At 71.4% G+C, this 20,370-nt stretch carries 16 protein-coding genes; 7 read left to right on the plus strand and 9 right to left on the minus strand.

Annotated features, from left to right (window positions below):
* Together fxsT and argS are read right to left on the minus strand one after the other, a co-directional pair.
* Positions 1-5,478, minus strand: a complete 5,478-nt coding sequence (gene fxsT, locus ACFZDA_RS41145) for an FxSxx-COOH system tetratricopeptide repeat protein (protein WP_391091612.1) — start codon at positions 5,476-5,478, stop codon at positions 1-3.
* 178 nt (positions 5,479-5,656) lie between these two features.
* Positions 5,657-7,417: an arginine--tRNA ligase gene (gene argS / locus ACFZDA_RS41150; protein WP_391091614.1), complete on the minus strand. Its 1,761-nt coding sequence runs from the start codon at positions 7,415-7,417 to the stop codon at positions 5,657-5,659.
* 127 nt (positions 7,418-7,544) lie between these two features.
* Here argS and lysS point away from each other — a divergent pair, with 127 nt between their 5' ends.
* Entirely contained in the window at positions 7,545-9,290 is a 1,746-nt protein-coding gene (gene lysS / locus ACFZDA_RS41155) for a lysine--tRNA ligase (protein WP_391091616.1), read from the plus strand.
* Between the two features lie 61 nt (positions 9,291-9,351).
* On the opposite strand, the gene ACFZDA_RS41160 is transcribed toward lysS, so the two are convergent.
* Positions 9,352-9,741: a VOC family protein gene (locus ACFZDA_RS41160; RefSeq protein WP_391091617.1), complete on the minus strand. Its 390-nt coding sequence runs from the start codon at positions 9,739-9,741 to the stop codon at positions 9,352-9,354.
* Positions 9,742-9,855: 114 nt separating this feature from the next.
* Between ACFZDA_RS41160 and ACFZDA_RS41165 the strand changes: the two genes are divergently transcribed.
* Positions 9,856-10,536 carry a TetR family transcriptional regulator gene (locus ACFZDA_RS41165; protein WP_391091619.1) on the plus strand — a complete coding sequence of 227 codons (681 nt, stop codon included), beginning with the start codon at positions 9,856-9,858 and terminating at the stop codon, positions 10,534-10,536.
* Here the strand turns inward: ACFZDA_RS41165 and ACFZDA_RS41170 are convergent.
* The 3 genes from ACFZDA_RS41170 to ACFZDA_RS41180 all read right to left on the minus strand — a co-directional run bounded on the left by ACFZDA_RS41170 (position 10,490) and on the right by ACFZDA_RS41180 (position 13,686).
* Entirely contained in the window at positions 10,490-11,740 is a 1,251-nt protein-coding gene (locus ACFZDA_RS41170; RefSeq protein ID WP_391091621.1) for a DUF2637 domain-containing protein, read from the minus strand. The two genes, ACFZDA_RS41165 and ACFZDA_RS41170, sit on opposite strands and share 47 nt — an antisense overlap.
* A gap of 115 nt (positions 11,741-11,855) precedes the next feature.
* Positions 11,856-12,746, minus strand: coding sequence for a DUF3558 family protein (locus ACFZDA_RS41175; RefSeq protein ID WP_391091622.1), 891 nt, complete (start codon positions 12,744-12,746; stop codon positions 11,856-11,858).
* 133 nt (positions 12,747-12,879) lie between these two features.
* Positions 12,880-13,686, minus strand: a complete 807-nt coding sequence (locus ACFZDA_RS41180; protein WP_391091624.1) for a DUF3558 domain-containing protein — start codon at positions 13,684-13,686, stop codon at positions 12,880-12,882.
* A gap of 171 nt (positions 13,687-13,857) precedes the next feature.
* On the opposite strand from ACFZDA_RS41180, the gene ACFZDA_RS41185 reads away from it, so the two are divergent.
* Positions 13,858-15,051 carry an RtcB family protein gene (locus tag ACFZDA_RS41185; RefSeq protein ID WP_391091626.1) on the plus strand — a complete coding sequence of 398 codons (1,194 nt, stop codon included), beginning with the start codon at positions 13,858-13,860 and terminating at the stop codon, positions 15,049-15,051.
* A gap of 6 nt (positions 15,052-15,057) precedes the next feature.
* On the opposite strand, the gene ACFZDA_RS41190 is transcribed toward ACFZDA_RS41185, so the two are convergent.
* Positions 15,058-15,210 (minus strand): hypothetical protein, encoded by a 153-nt coding sequence (locus ACFZDA_RS41190; RefSeq protein WP_391091628.1) that lies wholly within the window; start codon positions 15,208-15,210, stop codon positions 15,058-15,060.
* Positions 15,210-15,986 (minus strand): SDR family NAD(P)-dependent oxidoreductase, encoded by a 777-nt coding sequence (locus tag ACFZDA_RS41195; protein ID WP_391091630.1) that lies wholly within the window; start codon positions 15,984-15,986, stop codon positions 15,210-15,212. Before ACFZDA_RS41195 ends, ACFZDA_RS41190 begins: the two co-directional genes overlap by 1 nt.
* 128 nt (positions 15,987-16,114) lie before the next feature.
* Between ACFZDA_RS41195 and ACFZDA_RS41200 the strand changes: the two genes are divergently transcribed.
* On the plus strand, positions 16,115-16,549 hold the full coding sequence (locus ACFZDA_RS41200) for a nuclear transport factor 2 family protein (protein ID WP_391091632.1): 435 nt from the start codon (positions 16,115-16,117) through the stop codon (positions 16,547-16,549).
* Positions 16,550-16,570: 21 nt separating this feature from the next.
* Here the strand turns inward: ACFZDA_RS41200 and ACFZDA_RS41205 are convergent, their stop codons facing one another.
* The gene (locus ACFZDA_RS41205; protein ID WP_391091634.1) at positions 16,571-16,906 is read right to left on the minus strand and encodes a YnfA family protein; all 336 of its coding nucleotides are present in this window, start codon (positions 16,904-16,906) and stop codon (positions 16,571-16,573) included.
* Between the two features lie 69 nt (positions 16,907-16,975).
* On the opposite strand from ACFZDA_RS41205, the gene ACFZDA_RS41210 reads away from it, so the two are divergent.
* The 3 genes from ACFZDA_RS41210 to ACFZDA_RS41220 all read left to right on the plus strand — a co-directional run bounded on the left by ACFZDA_RS41210 (position 16,976) and on the right by ACFZDA_RS41220 (position 20,294).
* Complete coding sequence (locus tag ACFZDA_RS41210) at positions 16,976-18,049, plus strand: CE1758 family FMN-dependent luciferase-like monooxygenase (protein WP_391091637.1); 1,074 nt, start codon at positions 16,976-16,978, stop codon at positions 18,047-18,049.
* A gap of 106 nt (positions 18,050-18,155) precedes the next feature.
* Positions 18,156-18,875 (plus strand): response regulator, encoded by a 720-nt coding sequence (locus ACFZDA_RS41215; RefSeq protein WP_391091639.1) that lies wholly within the window; start codon positions 18,156-18,158, stop codon positions 18,873-18,875.
* Positions 18,876-20,294, plus strand: a complete 1,419-nt coding sequence (locus ACFZDA_RS41220) for an ATP-binding protein (RefSeq protein WP_391091641.1) — start codon at positions 18,876-18,878, stop codon at positions 20,292-20,294.
* Positions 20,295-20,370 lie beyond the last annotated feature (76 nt).

Here is a 20,370-nt window from a genome sequence, read left to right on the forward strand (position 1 = left end):
TCAGTCCTCCCTGGCACCCTGCACGTGGACAACGGTCTTCAGCTCCTGCAGCACCAGCCCCGAGGCGTGGTCGTACAGCGTGAACCGGACGTCGTGGGCGCCCGGCCCGGGGGCGGCCAGAGTGAAACGCGTGGGGGCGCCGCCGGGGTCGTACGCGGCCGTGGCCGGATCGACCATGGTCGCCGTGGGACAGCTGACGGCCACCAGCAGCCGGGGCGGCACGGCCGACGGCGTACCGTCCTCCCGCTCCAGCCCGACCTCGATCGTGACGGGCCGGCCGGCGGTCACGTCGTCCGTGAGCAGGGTCAGCCGGGCCCGCCAGGCCGGCCGTGCGGTGCGCAGCCGCCAGCGGAGCTCCTCCGTGTCGGGGTGCTCCGGGCCGAAGGTCCGCTCCCAGCGCGCCAGCAGCTCCTCGTGCGACGGTGCCGCGTCCGGGTCGGCGGCCTCCAGACAGGCGAAGGCCAGCTCGGACAGGCTCTCCAGGGTGTCCGGATGGTCCGGGCCGAACATCCGGGCGCGTCCGGCGTGCACGGCCTTCAGCAGGGCCACCGCGGCAGCGGGATCGCCCGCGTCGGCCAGGGCGTGGGCGAGTTGCGTGGCGAGGGTGGGCAGGAAGCCGCCGAAGCGGACGGCGAACAACTCCACGAGCGCGCCCAGGCGGTGGAATTCGCCGTCGAGCTCCTCCTCTTCCTCCGCCGGACCGCCGGTCGAGGCCGGCTCGCCATCCCACGCGGCTGCCTGGTGATGGACACGGACGACGTCGTCGACCGTCTCCGGATAATCCAGCCGAGCCCGCAACAGCGCGGCCCGGCGCAGCAGGTCCCGCAGCACCTCCAGCGCCTGCTCCGGCTCGTCCGCCTGGGCCAGGGCGTGCGCCAGCACGGGCAGCACTTCCAGGGTGCGCCGGTGGCCCGGGCCGAACAGCTCGGTGGCGTCGTCGACGAGGTTGCGCGCCCACCGCACCGCGTCGTCCGCCGGACCGGTGTCAGCCGTCAGCCAGGCCAGGTTGCCGCGCACCCAGAACGTCGTCTCGTGTTCCTCGGGGAGGACGTCCTCGCACTGCTTCAGCAGCTCCTCGAAGACCGCGGCAGCGCGATGCGGGTCGCCCGCCTCCCAGCAGGCGTGCCCCAGGAGATTGCGGCATCCGAGGGTGTCGGGGTGCTGCGGGCCCCGTGTGCGGTCGCTGTCGTCGACCAGCGCCATGGCGTCCCGTACGCTCAGCACGCGCTGACCGGCCTGGAGCCGCGCCCAGATCAGGCTCCGGCGCGCGGCATGGACCGAGCTGTGGTCGGGGCCGTGTACCCGGGCGCGGTCGTCCACGAGCGATGCCCGCAGCCGCAGCTCGTGCGCGACCTGACCCGCCATGCTGTACGCGGCGGCGAGGGTGGTGCGCGCGGTGAGCGTCCTGGGGTGGTCAGCGCCCAGGACCCGGGTGGCATCGTCGACCACGCTCGCGGCGGTCGCGACGGCCCGGCCGGCGGTGGACGACCCCAGCCAGACCCAGGCGATGGTGCGCCGGAGGGCGAAGGTGTCGGGATGATCGGGACCGAGCAACCGCTCGTGGTCCCGCAGCAGCACGTCCAGGTCCCGGAGCGCTCCCGCACGGTCCCTGGTGTGCTCCCGCCAGCGGGCCAGCATGGTGCGGTCGTCGAAGTCCCGCGGGCTGTCGGCCCCGTGGAACCGGGCGAGATCGTTCACCAGGTCCTGGCCGAGCACGACCGCCCGGTCGTAATCGCCCTGCTCGGCGATGGCCATCGCCAGCAGGTACCTGGTCGCCAGCGTCTCGCCGTGATCCGCCCCGTGGAAGCGGGTCCGGTCCTCCACCAGCCCTTCGAACGCGACGATCGCCCGCCGGTACGCGCCGGACCACATCCAGGCGTACGCCTGCCACGAGCGCGCGTTCAGGGTGCTGACGTGGTCCCGGCCCCGCACCCGCGAGCAGTCGTCGCCCAACCGGCCGGCGAGTTGGGCGGCACGGCCGTAGTCGCCCGACGCGCAGTGCGCGCTGACCAGGTCGAAGCGGACGTCGAGCACCTGCGGGTGGTCGGGCCCGAACAGACGCCTGCGCCCGTCGAGCACGGACTCCAGTGTCGTGAGCGACAACTGGTGCCGGCCGGCCGCCTTCTGCACCAGGCCCAGATCCCGCCGGGCGCGCAGCGTGCGCGGGTGATCGGCCCCCCAGATGCGGTTCCACGCCTCGACGGCTTCCTCGTACAGGGCGACGGCCCGGTCGTGCCGCTCGGCGGCCGAGCAGGCGTCCGCCAGGTTCTCCAGCATGAGCAGCGTGTCCGGGGCGTCGTCGCCCAGTAGCCGGCGGCGGTCGGCGAGCAGCTCCGTGAACCCCGCGATCGCGCCCTCGTGGTCGCCGGCGCCCAGCCGGGCCAGCGCCAGGCCGTTGCGGGAGTTCAGCGTCGCCTGCGCATCCGCGCCCAGGACCCGGGTCCGGGCCTCGACCAGTTCCTCGTAGACCGAGATGGCGCGCTGATGCTGCCCCGCCGAGCGGAAGACCAAGGCACACCAGCTGCTGGTCTCCAGCGTGTCCGGATGGTCCGAGCCCTGCACACGGGTCCGGTCGGTGAGGAGCGCGTCGAACACCTCGCCCGCCCGGCCGTACTCACCGGCCGAGCGGTAGGCCGCGCCCAGCCACGACCGCATGCCCAACGTCAAGGGGTGATCGGGGCCGTAGACCCGCTCGTAGACCTCCACGAGCCCGCCGTACAGCTCCAGCCCCCGCGCGTAGCGCTCCTCCTCGACGAACACCTGGGCCAGGGAGTGGCGGATCGACAGGACGCGCGGATGGTCCGGGCCCAGGAGCGGTTCCATGTCCCGGAGCAGGTGCTCCAGTTCCTCGACCGCACGCGGGTGGTCGCCCGCCCGCTGGCGCGTGCGGGCCAGGGACTCGCGTGTGGCGAACACATCGGGGTGCTCGGGGCCGAGTACCCGGGTGCGGTCCCGCAGCAGCTCCTCGAACACCTCGATGGCGGCCGGGAGGTCAGAGGCCTCGCGCAGGGCGTAGGCCAGATGGGCGCGCGCGGTGAGGGCCGCCGGGTGATCGCCGCCCTGTTCGCGGGCGCGGTCCGCGACGAGAGCCCGGCGCTCTCGGACCGAGCGGGCGTGGTCCCCCATGAGCTGCCGGGTGAAGGCCAGCGCTTCCCGCGCGCGCAGCGTGTCCGGGTGGTCCGGGCCCCGCACCCGCGTGTAGTCGGCGATCACCGCTTCGTAGCCCGCGACCGCCCGGACGTAGTCGGCCCGCTCCCGGTGAGCCTCCGCGATGTCGTCGCGGTAGTCGAGGGTCGAGGGATGGTCGGGGCCCTGGATACGGGCGCTGTCCGCCGCCAGCGACTCGAACTCCGGCAGCGCCGCGTCCGGTCCGTGCGCCTCGGCCAGCTCGTAGGCCAGGTCCTTGCGGCTGCGCAGGGTGTCCGGATGGTCCGCGCCCTGCACCCGCTCCCGGGCGGCGACCACCTCCCGGTACAGGGCCACCGCCCGGCGAGGATCGCCCGCGGCGGAGTGCGCGGCGGCCAGCCAGCCACGGCTGGTGAGCGTGTCGGGATGGTCGGGTCCGTGCTCGCGCTGCCGGTCCTCGACCGCCTGCTCGTACAGGGCCAGCGCGGTGCGGTGGTCACCGGCCTCACGGTGGGCGTAGGCGAGGTTGGTACGGCTGGCGAGAGTGTCCCGGTGCCCCGCCCCCAGGAGACGCTCCCGGTCGGCGACGACCGCCGCGAACTCCTCCACGGCGGCCTGGTACCGGCCCGCGGTCTGGAGCGCGTAGGCCAGGTTGTTGCGGCTGCCGAGCGTGTCCGGGTGCTCCTCGCCCTGGGTCCGGCGGCGGTCGGCGACGACGGCCGTCAGCTCCTCGACCGCGCGCATCACATCGCCCGCCTTGCGGTACGCGTACGCCAGCCGCTCCCGGGCGGCCAGGGTCTCCCGGGCGTCCGGGTCGCACCGCTGGCGCCGGTCGAGATAGACGTTCTGGCACAGCCGGACCGCCCGCGCCGGATCACCGGCCTTCGCGTGCCACTCCGCCAGGCGGTCCCGATGGTCGAGCGTGGCGTCGTCGTCGACGCCGAACAGCGCCTCGCTGCCCTCGACGGCCCGCGTCATCAGCGGGATCGCCAGGACGTGCTGCTCGCGCGCCACCAGCTCGTCGGCGCCCCGCCGGTACATCTCGACCGCCTCGGCGGCGGGTTCCGCCGCCGGTCCCGTCTCCGCGAGCGCCTGGACGTGGATCAGCAGCCGCCGGACGCGCTCGGCCGGGGCGCCGGACAGCTCCGCGGCCAGCGCCCGCTCGGCCAGGTCCCGCGCCTCGGGCACCTCGGTCGGCTCGGCGAGCCGCAGCGTCTGCTGGACGAGGCGGTGCAGGGTGAGGCCCTCGGGCCCGGATGTGATCAGGTGGTAGTCCCGGAGGGCGTCGAGCGCCTCCTCGACCTCGCGCTCGGGCCGGCCCAGATGCCGCAGCACCTCGCGCGGCGTCGCCTCCGGGGCGAACCAGGCCAGCGTGTACACCAACCGCACGGCCAGCGGGTGACGGGACCGGATGGACTCCAGGCTGGTGCGCCAGATCTGGGCGATGGTACGGCCCGAGCGGCCCGCCCCGTCGTTGAGCACGGCGTCCGGGACGCGGGCCAGCTTCGCCTGGTACGCCGCGAAACCGATGCCGGTCTCCCGCAGGTAGGCGCCCGCCTGCGTGAGCGCCAGGGGCAGATGCCCGAGGTTCTCGGCGAGCCGCGCGGCCTGCTCCCGTTCGGCGGCGGAGCGCTCTCCCCGGCCGGCCGTCGCGCACAGCAGGGCGACGGCCTCCCCGTGGTCCAGCACGTCCAGGCTGACCAGGCGGGCCCCCTCGGGCCAGCCGGTGCGGCACCGGCTCGTGACCAACTGGTGGCCACGGTCGAGGAGCCGGCCAAGGAACGGGGTGAGGTGCTCGGGCCGCTCCACGTTGTCGTACACCAGCAGCCAGCCGGAGTGCGCCTCCAGCCAGGCCAGCGCCCACTCCGTGCGCTCCTTGGCCGTGGCCCCGCGGGCCCAGTCCGGGTACAGGCGCAGGGCCAGCTCCCCGAACCCGGAGGCGATCTGCTCCTCGCTCTCGGCGGTGATCCACCACACCAGCCGGTAGTCGTCGCATCGGTGGGCGTAGCGCAGCGCCAGGGCGGTCTTGCCGATCCCCCCGAGACCGCTCACCGCGGTCGCGGCCGTCTGCGTGACGACTCCGCCGCCGGACAGCAGGGACGCGCGTAACCGGCCCAGGTCGTCGATACGGCCGACGAACGGCGCCGACGGCAGCACGGGCAGGTTGTCCAGCCGGGCGGGCGGCTCGATCGTCAGGGCGGCGGCCTTGGCCGCTTCCGGCAGCACCGTGGTGTGCTCTTCGGTGTGCGGATTGCCGCCCGGACGGAAACGGCCGGTGCCCTGCCCCGGTACCGCCAGGTCACGCTCCAGAACGGTAGCCCCGGCGGCCCGCGACTCCTCGGAGATGATCATGAATCCCCCGTGCCCCCGATCACCCGCACCGTCTCCGGTACGTCCCCCGCCCGCGACGCTGGAGGAATATACAACTGTACTGGGGTGAAAGGGAGTTGTCACCGGTATGGGGTGGCGACACGGACGTCGGCCACCCCAGGGGTGTCAGAACTGCCCGGGCGTCACAGCTGCCCGGGCATCAGAGCCGCCCGGGCGTCCGGATGCCCAGCAGGGCCATGCCCTGGTGCAGTGTGCGGGCCGTGATGTCGCACAGGAACAGGCGGTTCTCGATCTGCTCGGGCGACTCGGCCTTCAGGACCGGGCACTTGTCGTAGAACGTCGTGAACAGCGAGGCCAGCTGGTACAGGTACGCCGTCAGCTTGTGCGGGGCGTACTCCGCCGCCGCATCCGCCACCGTCGCCGCGAACGCGTCCGCGTGCAGGCCCAGCGCGCGCTCCGCCTCGTGCAGGTCCAGCTCCGGGTGCGCGACCGGGCGGGTCTCGCCGGCCTTGCGCAGGATCGACTGGATTCGGGCGTAGGCGTACTGGAGGTAGACGGATGTGTCGCCGTTCAGCGAGACCATCTGGTCCAGGTCGAACTTGTAGTCGCGGTTCGCCGACGTCGACAGGTCCGCGTACTTCACCGCGCCGATGCCGACCTGCGTGCCCCGCTCGGCGATCTCCTCCTCGGAGAGGTCCTGCGCCTTCTCCCGCACCACCGCCGAGGCACGGTCGATCGCCTCGTCCAGCAGGTCGACCAGGCGGACCGTCTCGCCCTCACGGGTCTTGAACGGCTTGCCGTCCTTGCCGAGGACCGTACCGAAGGCCAGCTGCACCGCCTTGACGTCCTCGTTCAGCCAGCCCGCCCGGCGGGCCGTCTCGAAGACCATCTTGAAGTGCAGCGACTGGCGGGCGTCCACCACGTACAGCAGTGTGTCCGCCTTGAGGGTGAAGACGCGGTCGCGGATCGCGGAGAGGTCGGTCGCCGCGTAGCCGTAGCCGCCGTCCGACTTCTGCACGATCAGCGGGACCGGCTTGCCGTCCGGGCCCAAGACGTCGTCGAAGAAGACACACAGCGCGCCCTCGGAGCGGACCGCGACGCCCGACTCCTCCAGCAGGCGGCAGGTCTCCGCGAGCATGTCGTTGTAACCGGACTCGCCGACGATGTCCGCGTCCCGGATCTCCATGTCCAGCTTCTCGAAGACGGAGAAGAAGTAGATCTTCGACTCGTCCACGAACTTCTGCCACATGGCCAGCGTCTGCGGGTCGCCCGCCTGGAGGTCCACCACCCGGCGCCGGGCCCGCGTCTTGAACTCCTCGTCGGCGTCGAAGACCTTGCGCGCCGCCTTGTAGAGGCGGTCCAGGTTCGACATCGCCTCCTCGCCGGAGACCTCGTCGGCCTTGTGGTCCAGCTCGTGCGGGTGCTCCTCCAGGTACTGGATGAGCATGCCGAACTGGGTGCCCCAGTCGCCGATGTGGTGACGCCGGACCACCGTCTCCCCGGTGAACTCCAGCAGTTGCGTGACCGAGTCGCCGATCACCGCGGAGCGCAGGTGACCGACGTGCATCTCCTTCGCCACGTTCGGCTGGGCGTAGTCGATGACCGTGGTGCCCGGGTGCTCGGCGAGCGGCACGCCGAGGCGGCCGGTGTCGTCCGCGTAGCGCGCGGCGAGGTTCTGTGTGATCGCCCGGTCGGTGATCGTGATGTTCAGGAAGCCGGGGCCGGAGACCTCGATGTCCTTGATCACGTCACCCGACTCGACCCGGGAGACGACCTGTGTCGCCAGCTCCCGCGGGTTGGCCTTCGCCTTCTTGGCGAGCGCGAGGATCCCGTTCGCCTGGAAGTCGGCCCGGTCACTGCGTCGCAGCAGGGGGTCCGCGGAGGTCTCCGGCAGGGCGGCGGAGATCGCGGAGGTGAGCTGCTGTTCGACGGAGTCGCTGAGGGACGTGACCGGAGCCATAGGAAAGGGTGCCGTTCTCCTCGTGGGAATGGATAGACCCCGCCAGTATCCCACGGGGGGTAAAGCCGTTTTCCGGCCGCACGAGGGTTCTGTGACAATGGAGCCTCACCCGTTCAGAAAGAAGGACGTGCCGATCGTGGCTCAGAGCACCGAGACCACCGACTGGGTCTCCCGTTTCGCGGATGAGGTCATCGAGGAGTCGGAGCGTCGGGCCCCGGGCAAACCCGTCGTCGTCGCGTCCGGCCTCTCGCCGTCGGGCCCCATCCACCTCGGGAACCTCCGCGAGGTCATGACCCCGCATCTCGTCGCCGACGAGATCCGCCGCCGGGGATACCGGGTGCGGCACCTGATCTCCTGGGACGACTACGACCGGTACCGCAAGGTGCCGGCGGGGATCGCGGGCGTCGACGAGTCGTGGGCCGAGCACATCGGCAAGCCGCTGACCTCCGTCCCCGCACCGAAGGGCTCCTCCCACCCCAACTGGGCCGAGCACTTCAAGGCCGCGATGATCGACTCGCTGGCCGAGCTGGGCGTGGAGTTCGACGGGATCAGCCAGACCGCCCAGTACACCTCCGGCGTGTACCGCGAGCAGATCCTGCACGCCATGAGGCACCGCGGCGACATCGACGCGATCCTCGACCAGTACCGCACGAAGAAGGCCCCGGCCAAGAAGCAGCAGGGCCAGAAGCCGGCGGACGAGGCCGAGCTGGAGGCCGCCGAGGGCTCCGGCGCCGCCGCCGAGGACGACGGCAGCTCCGGCTCCGCCGGCTACTTCCCGTACAAGCCGTACTGCGGCAACTGCGAGAAGGACCTCACGACCGTCACGTCCTACGACGACGACTCCACCGAGCTGACGTACGCCTGCACCGCGTGCGGCTTCTCCGAGACGGTCCGACTCAGCGAGTTCAACCGCGGCAAGCTGGTCTGGAAGGTCGACTGGCCGATGCGGTGGGCGTACGAGGGCGTCGTGTTCGAGCCCTCCGGCGTCGACCACTCCTCCCCGGGATCCTCCTTCCAGGTCGGCGGGCAGATCGTCGGGATCTTCGGCGGCAAGCAGCCCATCGGGCCGATGTACGCGTTCGTCGGCATCAGCGGCATGGCCAAGATGTCCTCCTCGCGGGGCGGCGTGCCCACCCCCGCGGACGCCCTGAAGATCATGGAGCCGCAGCTCCTGCGCTGGCTGTACGCCCGCCGCAGGCCCAACCAGTCCTTCAAGGTCGCCTTCGATCAGGAGATCCAGCGGCTCTACGACGAATGGGACCGGCTCGACGCCAAGGTCGCCGACGGCGGCGCACTGCCGGCCGACGTCGCCGCGCACTCGCGTGCGGTGCGTACGGCAGCCGGTGAGCTGCCGCGCACGCCCCGGCCGCTGCCGTACCGGACGCTGGCGTCCGTCGCCGACATCACCGCCGGGCACGCGGACCAGGCCCTGCGGATCCTGAGCGAGCTCGACCCGGAGCAGCCGCTGACCTCTCTCGACGAGGCGCGCCCGCGGTACGACAAGGCCGAGGCCTGGATCAACACGCACGTGCCGGCCGAACAGCGCACGATCGTGCGCGACGAGCCGGACGCCGAGCTGCTGAAGTCGCTCGACGAGGCGTCCCAGCAGAGCGTGCGGCTGCTGCTCGACGGACTGGAGTCGCACTGGTCGCTCGACGGCCTGACGCACCTCGTGTACGGCGTGCCGAAGGTCCAGGCCGGATTCCCGGCCGACGCGACGCCGAAGGAACTGCCGCCGGAGATCAAGACCGCGCAGCGGTCCTTCTTCGCGCTGCTGTACCACCTGCTGGTGGGCCGGGACACCGGTCCCCGGCTGCCTACGCTGCTGCTGGCCGTGGGGCAGGAGCGGGTGCGCAAGCTGCTCGGCGAGTAACGCCGCGTATGTGAGGGACGGGGGCGCCCGGTGCGAACACCGGGCGCCGGACGGGATCGGATCAGGCGTCGGCCGGGCGGGCCCACTCGACGAACTGGACCACGACGCCGTTGGGGTCGGTCACCTGGAAGAGCCGCTCCCCCCACGGCTCCTCGCGCAGCGGCATGGTGATGGCGACGCCCCGCTCCCGCAGTCGCCGCTCCTCGGCCTCCAGCCCGGTGACGGTGAAGGCCAGGATGAGACCCGAGGCGCGCTGGTCACGCTGGTCGGCGGGCAGGACGTCGGTGCCGCGACGCAGCAGCACGACGTCGACCGCCGATCCGCCGCGCGTCAGTGAGGCGAACCCGTCGGCGGACGCCTGCTCCCGGTAACCGAGGTGGGTGGTGAAGAACTCCCGGGACGCGGTCACGTCCTCGACGGTGAGCGACACGGTGGAGGCGGTTATCTGCACAGGGCTCCTCGATGCGGTGCGGTGCGGTGTGGAAGAAAACTACGACGCGCGTAAAATTACGTCCGGGCACTGAAGTGCGTCAATCTATTTTTACCACCGGTGTAATATTTCCTCATGGCCGGCGAAACGACAGGGCTCCGTGAGTCCAAGAAGCAGGAGACGCGGCAGCTGATCTCCGACGAGGCGACACGGCTCTTCCTGGAGCAGGGCTTCGAGCAGACGACGATCGCGGACATCGCAGCCGCGGCACGGGTCGCCAAGAAGACGGTCACGAACTACTTCGCGCGCAAGGAGGACCTGGCGCTCGACCATCACGAGGAGTTCGTCGCCGGCCTCGCCGGAGCCGTCGCGGCGCGCGAGCCGGGGGAGTCCGCGCTGGGGGCGCTGCGGCGCGCCTTCCTCGCCGCCCTCGGGGAGCGCGACCCCGTGGCGGGCTTCAGCGGCGCCGCGTTCTCCCGGATGATCGCCGAGAGTCCCACCCTCACCGCTCGGCTGCGTGACCTCCACGACCAGCGGGAGCGGGCACTCGCCGAGACGCTCGCGGCGGTCACCGGTGCCGACGCCGGCACCATCACCCCGCGCGCCGTCGCCGCCCAACTGGGGGCCGCCCACCGGGTGCTGTTCCAGCGCATCCAGGAACTGACCCTCGCCGGGCACGACAACGCCCATATCGCCGACCTGGTCGGGCCTGAGGCCGCGGAGGTGTTCGACCTACTGGAACCCGCGCTGGGCGACTACGCGGTCGCCCCTACGCGATGTGATCCTCCTCCAGCTCCGCGTTGTAGCGGTTCGTGAAGCGGTTCACCATGCGCTTGGCCTCGTCGGGCGGCAGCGCGAGGCTGAACTCCGCCTCGACGTTCTCGCTGAACTCACGCGGGGTCGGGTAGCCGGTGCCGCCTATCGACTTCTTGAAGACCTGGTAGTACGACTCCTCGTCCGGCTCGGGAGCCGGTGGGGTGCCGCCGCCGTCGCCCAGTTCCCGGGTGCGGTTGGGACCCACCGGGATGGGGAAGCTGCCGGTGTCCTCCGGGGTGGGCTCCCGCTCGTACTGGGTCTGGTACTGCTCGGCCTCTTGCTGTTCCGCGATCCACTGGGCGTACTGCTCCGCGGGATCGTAGTTCGGGTCGTAGCCGCCCTGGTATTCGACCTCGCGGGGCGTGTTGAACCAGGGGCTCTGGTCCGGCTCCGGGGTGTTGTCCGGTTGCCCGGCGTCCTGGTTGCTCTCGAGTTGCGGGCGATGCTCGCCGGGAGGCGCCGCTCTCCGTGGGACGGGTGCCCCGGCGGCACGACTGTCCGCGGCCGGGTCCGTTTGCGGCGGCGGGGGGATCAAGGCGGGCTCTATGCCGGCCGCCGCCAGCCCCGCCGGGGCCGTTTCCGCCAGAGGGACGCCGTAGCGGGCCAGCCGCAGCGGCATCAGCGACTCCACCGGGGCCTTTCTGCGCCATGCCCGGCCGAAGCGGGAACGCAGCCGGGCCTGGTAGACGAGACGTTCCTGCTCCAGCTTGATGACCTGGTCGTAGGAGCGGAGCTCCCACAGCTTCATACGGCGCCACAGAAGGAACGTCGGGACGGGGGAGAGCAGCCAGCGGGTGAGGCGGACGCCCTCCATGTGCTTGTCGGCGGTGATGTCCGCGATCCGGCCGATCGCGTGACGGGCCGCCTCCACCGCGACCACGAACAGGATCGGGATCACCGCGTGCATGCCGACACCGAGCGGATCCGGCCAGGCGGCCGCGCCGTTGAAGGCGATCGTCGCCGCTGTCAGGAGCCATGCCGTCTGGCGCAGCAGCGGGAAGGGGATCCTGATCCACGTGAGGAGCAGGTCCAGGGCCAGCAGGACGCAGATGCCCGCGTCGATACCGATCGGGAAGACGTAGGAGAAGTTCCCGAAGCCCTTTTTCAGGGCCAACTCGCGGACCGCCGCGTACGAACCGGCGAAGCCGATGCCGGCGATGATCACGGCGCCGGCCACGACCACACCGATGAGAACGCGGTGCATCCGGGTCAGCTGTAGTGGCGCGGCCACCCGTACTCCCCTCCCCTTGCGTGTTGTTGCGCGCAACAGGGTGGCACATGTGTGCGGAGGACGGGTGGCCGGTTCCGGTCGGGGCTGTTCAGCTCTTCGACGCTGGCTTCTTCGACGGCGACGCCGAGGCGTCCTTCGCGGGCTCCTCGGAGGCGTCCGGGGAGGCCGGCTTCGACGGCGACTTGGACGCCGACCTCGACGGGGCCTTGGAGGGGGCGCCGCTCGCCTTGCCGCCGCCCGCGCCGTTCGCCTCGGACACCGCCGCCACCGCCTCCTTGGCGGCCTTCTTCGCGTCCTTCATCAGGTCGTCGGCGCTCGGGCTCTTGTCGCCGGCCAGACCCGCGCCGTTGTAGTCGAGGGTGACGACGACGTTCTCGACGCGTGCCACGACCGTCTGCTGCTTGAAGGTGCCTTCCTTCTTCTTCAGCTCGTAACGCACCGCCGTCGCCGCGTCGCCGGTCCCGGGCACCGGCTCCGACTTGGTGCTCTTGGCACCCGCCACGGCCTGGGCGTCCTGGACCTGCTTCTCGAAGTACTCCTGGGCCAGCTTGTCGGCCGGGCCACGGGTGACGTCCGACTCGAAGCGCAGCATCGACACGTTCAGCCAGCGGAACTGCGAGCCCTTGACGCCGTTGTTGTCGAGGCTGTTCCAGGAGCAGTTGCCGCGGGTCGAGATGTCGTCCGACTTGCCCTCCTTGCCGGACTTGCCCTTCGGGACGAGGTCTTCCAGCGTCTTCTTCGACAGCGTCTTGCACGGCTCCGGGAGCTTGCCGTACGCCGCCGCCTCCACGGTCGGCGACGGGCTCGCGGACGCCGAGGCGGCGGCCTTCGCGGCCTTGTCCGTGCTGTCGCCGGAGCCGGAGTCCGAGGAGCAGCCGGCGGCGACCAGCATCACGGGGACGGCGGCCGCGCAGACAAGGACGCGGTTGACTCGCTTCGCTCGCTGATCTCGCTGCTCTCGCTGTGCTCGTCGCTGCATGGTTCCTTCACTCATGACGCTCGTGGTTCCTGCGGTCGGAACGGGTCCGAGTGGTCACGGTACGCGGTGAGGCAGCGGTGTGTTCTTCCTTCGGGTGCTTTACGGGCGGGCGTGAAGGGGGCGTGAAGAGGCCTCAGTCGCTCAGCGAATCGGCCAGCTGCGAGGCCAGTTTCAGGGCCCTGTCCTGCATTTCCTTGCTGTCCGGGACGACGCCGACGGTGGCCGGCTGCTCGGCGTACTCGATGGTCACGATGACGTTCGACGTGCGGAATGCCACAGTCACCGTCCGCTGCTTGGCCGTCGAACCGGAGCTGCTCAGCTCGTCGTCGAGGAAGGCCTCGTCGCCGACCTCCTCCAGGACGCGCGGCTGCAGGTCGGTCGGGGTGGCGGAGGCGGTGGCGGACGCCGAGGGCGAGGGTGAGGAGGTGCCGGACGGGGACGGGGAGCCGCTCGGCGTGCTGCCCGGGGGTGCCGACTCGGTGGCGGTCGGCTCGGGCAGGTGGGCCGCCGCCTCCTTCTCCGCGAAGAGCTGCTCGGCCTGGCTGTCGTCACTGACGGCGTTGTCGTAGGAGACGACCCGTTCGAAGTCGACGAGCAGATGGTCGGTGGCCTGCTGTGCGTCGACCTTCCACTGGCAGCCGACCTTGCGGTCGGTGTCGTACGTGACCGTCGCCTCGCCCTCGTACGCCTTCTCGCGCTGTTCCGCGTCGGTGATCTGCCGGATGCCGGGCAGGAGTTCGTCGAGGGAGCCTTGGCTCACGGCGCCGCAGGGTTCGGGCAGCGTGCGGTACTTGCCCGGCTCGGCGGCGGCCGAGGCCGTGCCCGTGTCGCCCGGGTTGGAGTCGTCCGCCGGGCCGCCGTCGGCGGAGCCGCCGGTGCAGCCGGCCAGCAGGGCCGCGAGGAGCGCGGCGATACCGGGTGCGTACGCCTTCCGTTGCACGTGGTGGCTCCTCTCGACGCGGATATCGGCTTGCCGCCCCGGGGCAGCCGATGAACACAATGTGTATCGCACGCACTGCCGTGGACGCCGGTCCGGATTCCCTTTCGTGGACCTTGGCTCCGGTATTTGCTGTTGAGGACTTCTGTTCGTCTACGGGGGATTGAGGACGCTATGTCGTATGTAGAGATACCTGGTGCGAAAGTACCGATCCGGATGTGGACCGACCCGGCCACGGTCGAGGGCTCCGCACTCCAGCAGCTTCAGAACGTCGCCACGCTGCCCTGGATCAAGGGCCTCGCCGTCATGCCCGACGTGCACTACGGCAAGGGTGCGACGGTCGGCTCGGTCATCGCCATGAAGGGCGCGGTGTGCCCGGCGGCGGTGGGCGTCGACATCGGCTGCGGAATGTCGGCGGTGAAGACGTCCCTGACGGCGAACGACCTGCCGGGGGATCTGTCCCGGCTGCGGTCGCGGATCGAGCAGGTGATCCCGGTGGGGCGGGGGATGCACGACGATCCCGTCGATCCGGGGCGGTTGCACGGGCTGGCCACCGCCGGGTGGGAGGACTTCTGGGGGCGGTTCGAGGGGGTGGCGGAGGCGGTCAAGTTCCGTCAGGAACGTGCCTCGAAGCAGATGGGAACGCTCGGTGGAGGTAACCACTTCGTCGAAATTTGCACGGATACGAACGATTCTGTCTGGCTCATGCTGCACTCGGGTTCCCGCAACATCGGCAAGGAACTGGCCGAGCACCACATCGGCGTGGCCCGGAAGCTCCCGCACAACCAGGGCCTGGTCGACAGCGACCTCGCCGTCTTCGTCGCGGACACCCCGCAGATGGCGGCATACCGCAACGACCTGTTCTGGGCGCAGGAGTACGCGAAGTACAACCGCTCGATCATGATGGCGCTCCTGAAGGACGTGATCCGCAAGGAGTTCAAGAAGGCCAAGCCGGTCTTCGAGCCGGAGATCAGCGCGCACCACAACTACGTGGCCGAGGAGCGCTACGACGGGATGGACCTGCTCGTGACCCGCAAGGGCGCGATCCGGGCCGGCTCCGGCGACTACGGGATCATCCCGGGCTCCATGGGCACGGGTTCGTACATCGTGAAGGGCCTCGGCAACGCCAAGTCCTTCAACTCGGCCTCGCACGGCGCGGGCCGGCGCATGAGCCGCAACGCGGCCAAGCGCCGGTTCTCGACGAAGGATCTTCAGGAGCAGACGCGGGGCGTGGAGTGCCGCAAGGACTCCGGCGTCGTGGACGAGATCCCGGGCGCCTACAAGCCGATCGAGCAGGTCATCGACCAGCAGCGGGACCTGGTGGAGGTCGTGGCCAAGCTGAAGCAGGTCGTCTGCGTGAAGGGCTGACCGGTCCTATTTCGGCGCGTGCATCACCGCGTAGATCATGACGAACGCCACGATGTGGATGCCGAAGAGGAAGTAGGCGAGCCACCACCACATGTGGCGTTCGTTCTTCGTCTCCTGGGCGAGGCGCTGTTGTTCCCGCTCCCGGTCGGCGTCGGGCATCACAGGTCCCGGTGGACCTTCGTGTTGGAGGCCTGGGCGCGGGGGCGCAGGACGAGGAGGTCGACGTTGACGTGGCTGGGGCGGGTGACCGCCCAGGTGATGGTGTCGGCGACGTCGTCGGCCGTGAGGGGCTCGGCGACGCCCTCGTAGACCTTGGCCGCCTTGTCCTCGTCGCCGTTGAAGCGGGTGAGGGCGAACTCGTCCGTCTTGACCATGCCGGGGGCTATCTCGATCACGCGGACCGGCCGGCCGACGATCTCCAGGCGCAGCGTCTCGGCGAGGACGTGCGCGCCGTGCTTGGCGGCGACGTAGCCCGCGCCGCCCTCGTAGGTGCCGTGGCCGGCGGTGGAGGAGACGACCACGACCGTGCCGTCGCCGCTCGCGATGAGCTTGGGCAGCAGGGCCTGGGTGAGGTTGAGCGTGCCGATGACGTTCGTCTCGTACATCTGGCGCCAGTCGGCCGGGTCGCCGGTCGCGACCGGGTCGGCGCCGAGAGCGCCGCCCGCGTTGTTGACCAGTACGCCGATCGTCTTGAAGGCCGTGGCGAACTCGTCGACCGCCGCGCGGTCGGTGACGTCGAGGGCGTACGCCGTGGCCTGGTGGCCCGCCGCGGTGATCTCCTCGGCCAGCGCCTCGATGCGGTCCTTGCGGCGGGCGGTGAGCACGACGCGGTAGCCCGCGGCGGCGAGCCGCCGGGCCGTGGCGGCGCCGATTCCGCTGCTCGCACCGGTGACGACGGCGATGCGGGAGGCTGCGGGCGGGGCGTCGGTGGCCATGGGAGCTCCTCGGACGTGGTGTGCGGTGTCGGGCCGGCGTCGGCCTGTGCGCTTGCGGCCAGGATATGCGGGCCCCGCGGTGGGAGAATGAGGGCGGGTGATCCCCCGCACATCTCCGGAGGTGGATCATGGGCGAGGCACGTGAGGTGATGGACCGGCTCACCGACGCGGTCACCACGCACGCCGACCTGAAGGTCGTCGGCGAGCTGTACGCCGAGGACGCGGTCGCCTTCACCCCCGACGAGGGTGAGCTGCGCGGGCGCGACAGCATCGTGGAGTACTGGCGGGCGATGACGGAGGCGGTCCCCGAGGCGACGTTCCAGTCGCTGCACTCCTACGAGGTCGGTGACACGGCCATCGACGAGGGGATCTTCAGCGGGCGCAACACCGGGCCGCTGGAGCTGCCCAACGGTGAGACGCTGCCCCCGACGCAGAAGGAGATCCGGATCCGCGGGGTGGACATCGCCACCGTGCGGGACGGCCGGATCGTGGACTACCGCCTGTATTTCGACGAGATGGACTTCCTGGGGCAGCTGGGGCTGCTGTCCGACGAGCCGTTGTGAGCCCCCGGCCCGGGGTGCCGGTCAGTTTCCCCGCGGGGCGTACATGATCACTGCCATGCCCGCGAGGCAGACGAGTGCGCCCGTGATGTCCCAGCGGTCGGGGCGGTAGCCGTCCGCGACCACGCCCCACAGGATCGAACCGGCGACGAAGATCCCGCCGTACGCGGCGAGGACGCGGCCGAAGTGGGCGTCGGGCTGGAACGTCGCGACGAAGCCGTACGCGCCGAGCGCGAGGACGCCGCCGGCCGCCCACAGCCAGCCTCTGCTCTCGCGCACGCCCTGCCAGACCAGCCACGCGCCGCCGATCTCCAGCAGGGCGGCGACGACGAAGAGGGCGACGGAACGCACGATCTGCATGGGGGCAGCTTCGCACGCCGGGACCCGCAGGTATGGTTGAAGGGTAAACAACCTGGAGGGTGAGCGACCATGCAGTTCGGGATCTTCAGCGTCGGCGACGTCACGCCCGACCCGACCACCGGCCGGACGCCGACCGAACGCGAGCGCATCAAGGCCATGGTCGCCATCGCGCTGAAGGCCGAGGAAGCCGGGCTCGACGTCTTCGCCACCGGCGAGCACCACAACCCGCCGTTCGTGCCGTCGTCCCCGACCACCATGCTCGGCCACATCGCCGCCCGCACCGAGCGGCTGATCCTCTCCACCGCCACCACCCTCATCACCACCAACGACCCGGTGAAGATCGCCGAGGACTTCGCGATGCTCCAGCACCTGGCCGACGGCCGGGTGGACCTGATGCTGGGCCGCGGCAACACCGCCCCCGTCTACCCCTGGTTCGGCCAGGACATCCGGCAGGGCATCCCGCTGGCGATCGAGCACTACGCCCTCCTGCACCGGCTGTGGCGCGAGGAGGCCGTCGACTGGGAGGGGACGTTCCGTACACCGCTGCAGGGCTTCACCGCCACGCCCCGCCCGCTGGACGGTGTACCGCCGTTCGTCTGGCACGGGTCGATCCGCTCGCCGGAGATCGCCGAGCAGGCCGCGTACTACGGCGACGGCTTCTTCCACAACAACATCTTCTGGCCGGCCGAGCACACCAAGCGCATGGTCGAGCTGTACCGGACGCGGTACGCGCACCACGGGCACGGCACGCCCGAGCAGGCGATCGTCGGGCTCGGCGGGCATGTGTTCATGCGGCGGAACTCGCAGGACGCCGTGCGTGAGTTCCGGCCGTACTTCGATGTCGCGCCGGTGTACGGGCACGGGCCGTCGCTGGAGGACTTCATGGCGCAGACGCCGCTGACCGTGGGCTCCCCGCAGCAGGTGATCGACAAGACACTGGCCTTCCGCGAGTACGCCGGCGACTACCAGCGGCAGCTGTTCCTGGTCGACCACGCCGGGCTGCCGCTGAAGACCGTGCTGGAGCAGATCGACCTGCTGGGCGAGGAGGTCGTACCGGTGCTGCGCAAGGAGTTCGCCGTGGGCCGCCCGGCCCACGTGCCGGACGCGCCGACCCACGCGGCCCGGCTCGCCGCCGGGGCCTGAGAAGGCCGCCCGTGGTTGCGCGACCCCCGGTGAGAGGGCAGTAAGAAGGACGCCCCGGCGCAGCTCATCTCCTCCCGGAGTCCCGGCGGCGGGGCACACTGGACGCGTGTCCCAAACAGTGCTGCTCGCCGAAGACGACCGCGCCATCCGCAACGCCCTGGAACGCGCCCTGACCCTGGAGGGTTACCAGGTCATGGCGGTCGCCGACGGTGTCGAGGCGCTGGCGCAGGCCCACCGCAACCGTCCGGACGTCCTCGTCCTGGACGTGATGATGCCGGGCATCGACGGGCTCCAGGTGTGCCGCGTGCTGCGCGCCGAGGGCGACCGGACGCCGATCCTGATGCTGACCGCCCTCGTGGAGACCGCCGACCGGATCGCCGGCCTGGACGCGGGTGCCGACGACTACGTGGTGAAGCCCTTCGACGTGGAGGAGGTCTTCGCCCGGCTGCGCGCCCTGCTGCGCCGCACCAGCCCGGTGGGCGCCGCGAGCGTCCCGGCGGCCGAGGCGCCCCGGTCGCTCCCGGAGCGGTTCATCGAGGCGGCCGGCATCCGCATGGATCCGCAGGCGCGCCGGGTCTGGCGGGGCGAGCGCGAGCTGGAGCTGACCCGCACCGAGTTCGAACTGCTGGAGCTGCTGGTCCGCAACGCGGGCATCGTCCTCGACCACTCGACGATCTACGACCGCATCTGGGGCTACGACTTCGGCCCCGGCTCGAAGAACCTCGCCGTCTACGTCGGCTATCTGCGGCGCAAGCTCGACGAGCCGGCCGCGCCGCAGCTGATCCACACGGTGCGCGGCGTGGGTTACGTGCTGCGGGAGGACTGAGTGGGCCGCCCCCGCGGGCGCTTCAGCGGGAGGCGGCTGAAGCTGGTCTCGCTGCGCACCACGTTCGCGGTGTCGTTCGCGGCGGTGACGGCGGCCGTGACGATCCTGGTCGGCATCCTGTCGTACAGCGCGGCGGCCCGGCTGGTGCGGGTGGACCAGCAGACCGTGTTCGACGAGGTCGTGCAGGACCTGCGTGACGAGGTGCGGCAGAACCACATGACGCCCGGCGACTTCTCGTCCGCCGCGCCGGGCCACGACCTCGTCCGGCCCGCCCGTACGGATGTGCAGGTACTCGGCCCGGACGGCCATGTCGCCGACCCGGGCCGTCCCGGACTGCCGGTCACCGGCGCCGACGTGCGGATCGCGGGGGCCGCGACGTCCGGGCGGGTGGCCGAGCACAAGGACGTCGACGTGGGCAACGACGTCTACCGCGTCGCGACCGTCTCCCTCGGCGGCGGCCGGGGCGCGGTGCAGGTCGCGCAGGAGTTCAGCGACGTCGAGGACCTGCTGCGGGCGCTGCAGCGGCGGACGCTGCTGCTGATGGCCGCCGTGGTGATCGCCGCCGGCCTGTTCGGCTGGTGGCTGGCCCGGCGGATCACGCGCCGCCTGGTCGTCCTGACCGATGCCGCCGAGGACGTCGCCCGCACGCGCCGGCTCGGCATCGAGGTGCCGGTCGCCGGGCACGACGAGGTGGGCCGGCTGGGCCGGGCCTTCGACCGCATGCTGGGGCGGCTCGCGCAGTCCGAGGAGGACCAGCGCCGTCTGGTCCAGGACGCGGGCCATGAGCTCCGTACGCCCCTGACCTCCCTGCGGACGAACATCTCCCTGCTCCGCCGGATCGACGAACTCCCGCCCGGGACCCGTGAGGAACTGGTCGCCGATCTGGGCCAGGAGGCCCGCGAGCTGACCGACCTGGTCAACGAGCTCGTCGACCTCGCGGCCGGGCAGTCGGACACCGAGCCGCCGCAGCGGGTGGACGTCGCCGACATCGCGGAGGAGGTGGTGGGCCTCGCCCGGCGCCGCAGCGGCCGGCGGATCCTGCTCCGCGCGAGCGGCGACACCACCACCGACGGGCGGCCCGGGATGCTGACCCGGGCGCTGTCCAACCTCGTCGAGAACGCGGTGAAGTTCGACCAGGGCGGCACGGCCCCCATCGAGATCGTCGTCGCCGGGCCCGCCCGGCCGGGCCCGATCCGCGTCGAGGTCCTCGACCGCGGCCCCGGCATCGCCGACCAGGACCTCGACCGCGTCTTCGACCGCTTCTACCGCGCAGCCGACGCCCGCTCCCTGCCGGGCTCGGGCCTCGGCCTGTCCATCGTCCGCGAGGTGGCGCTCGCACACGGGGGAGCACCGTTCGCGTTCAGGCGGGAGGGGGGCGGGACGGTGATCGGGTTCACGGTGGGCGGGGGGCTGGACTGACACGGGCGGCTCCGGTCGCCCATGGGGCGGCGAGCAGGTGCGCGCGTGACATCCGCATCCTTGGAGAACCGGCTGA

The organism is Streptomyces sp. NPDC007991 (genome assembly GCF_042958445.1).
Taxonomy (GTDB): Bacteria; Actinomycetota; Actinomycetes; order Streptomycetales; family Streptomycetaceae; genus Streptomyces.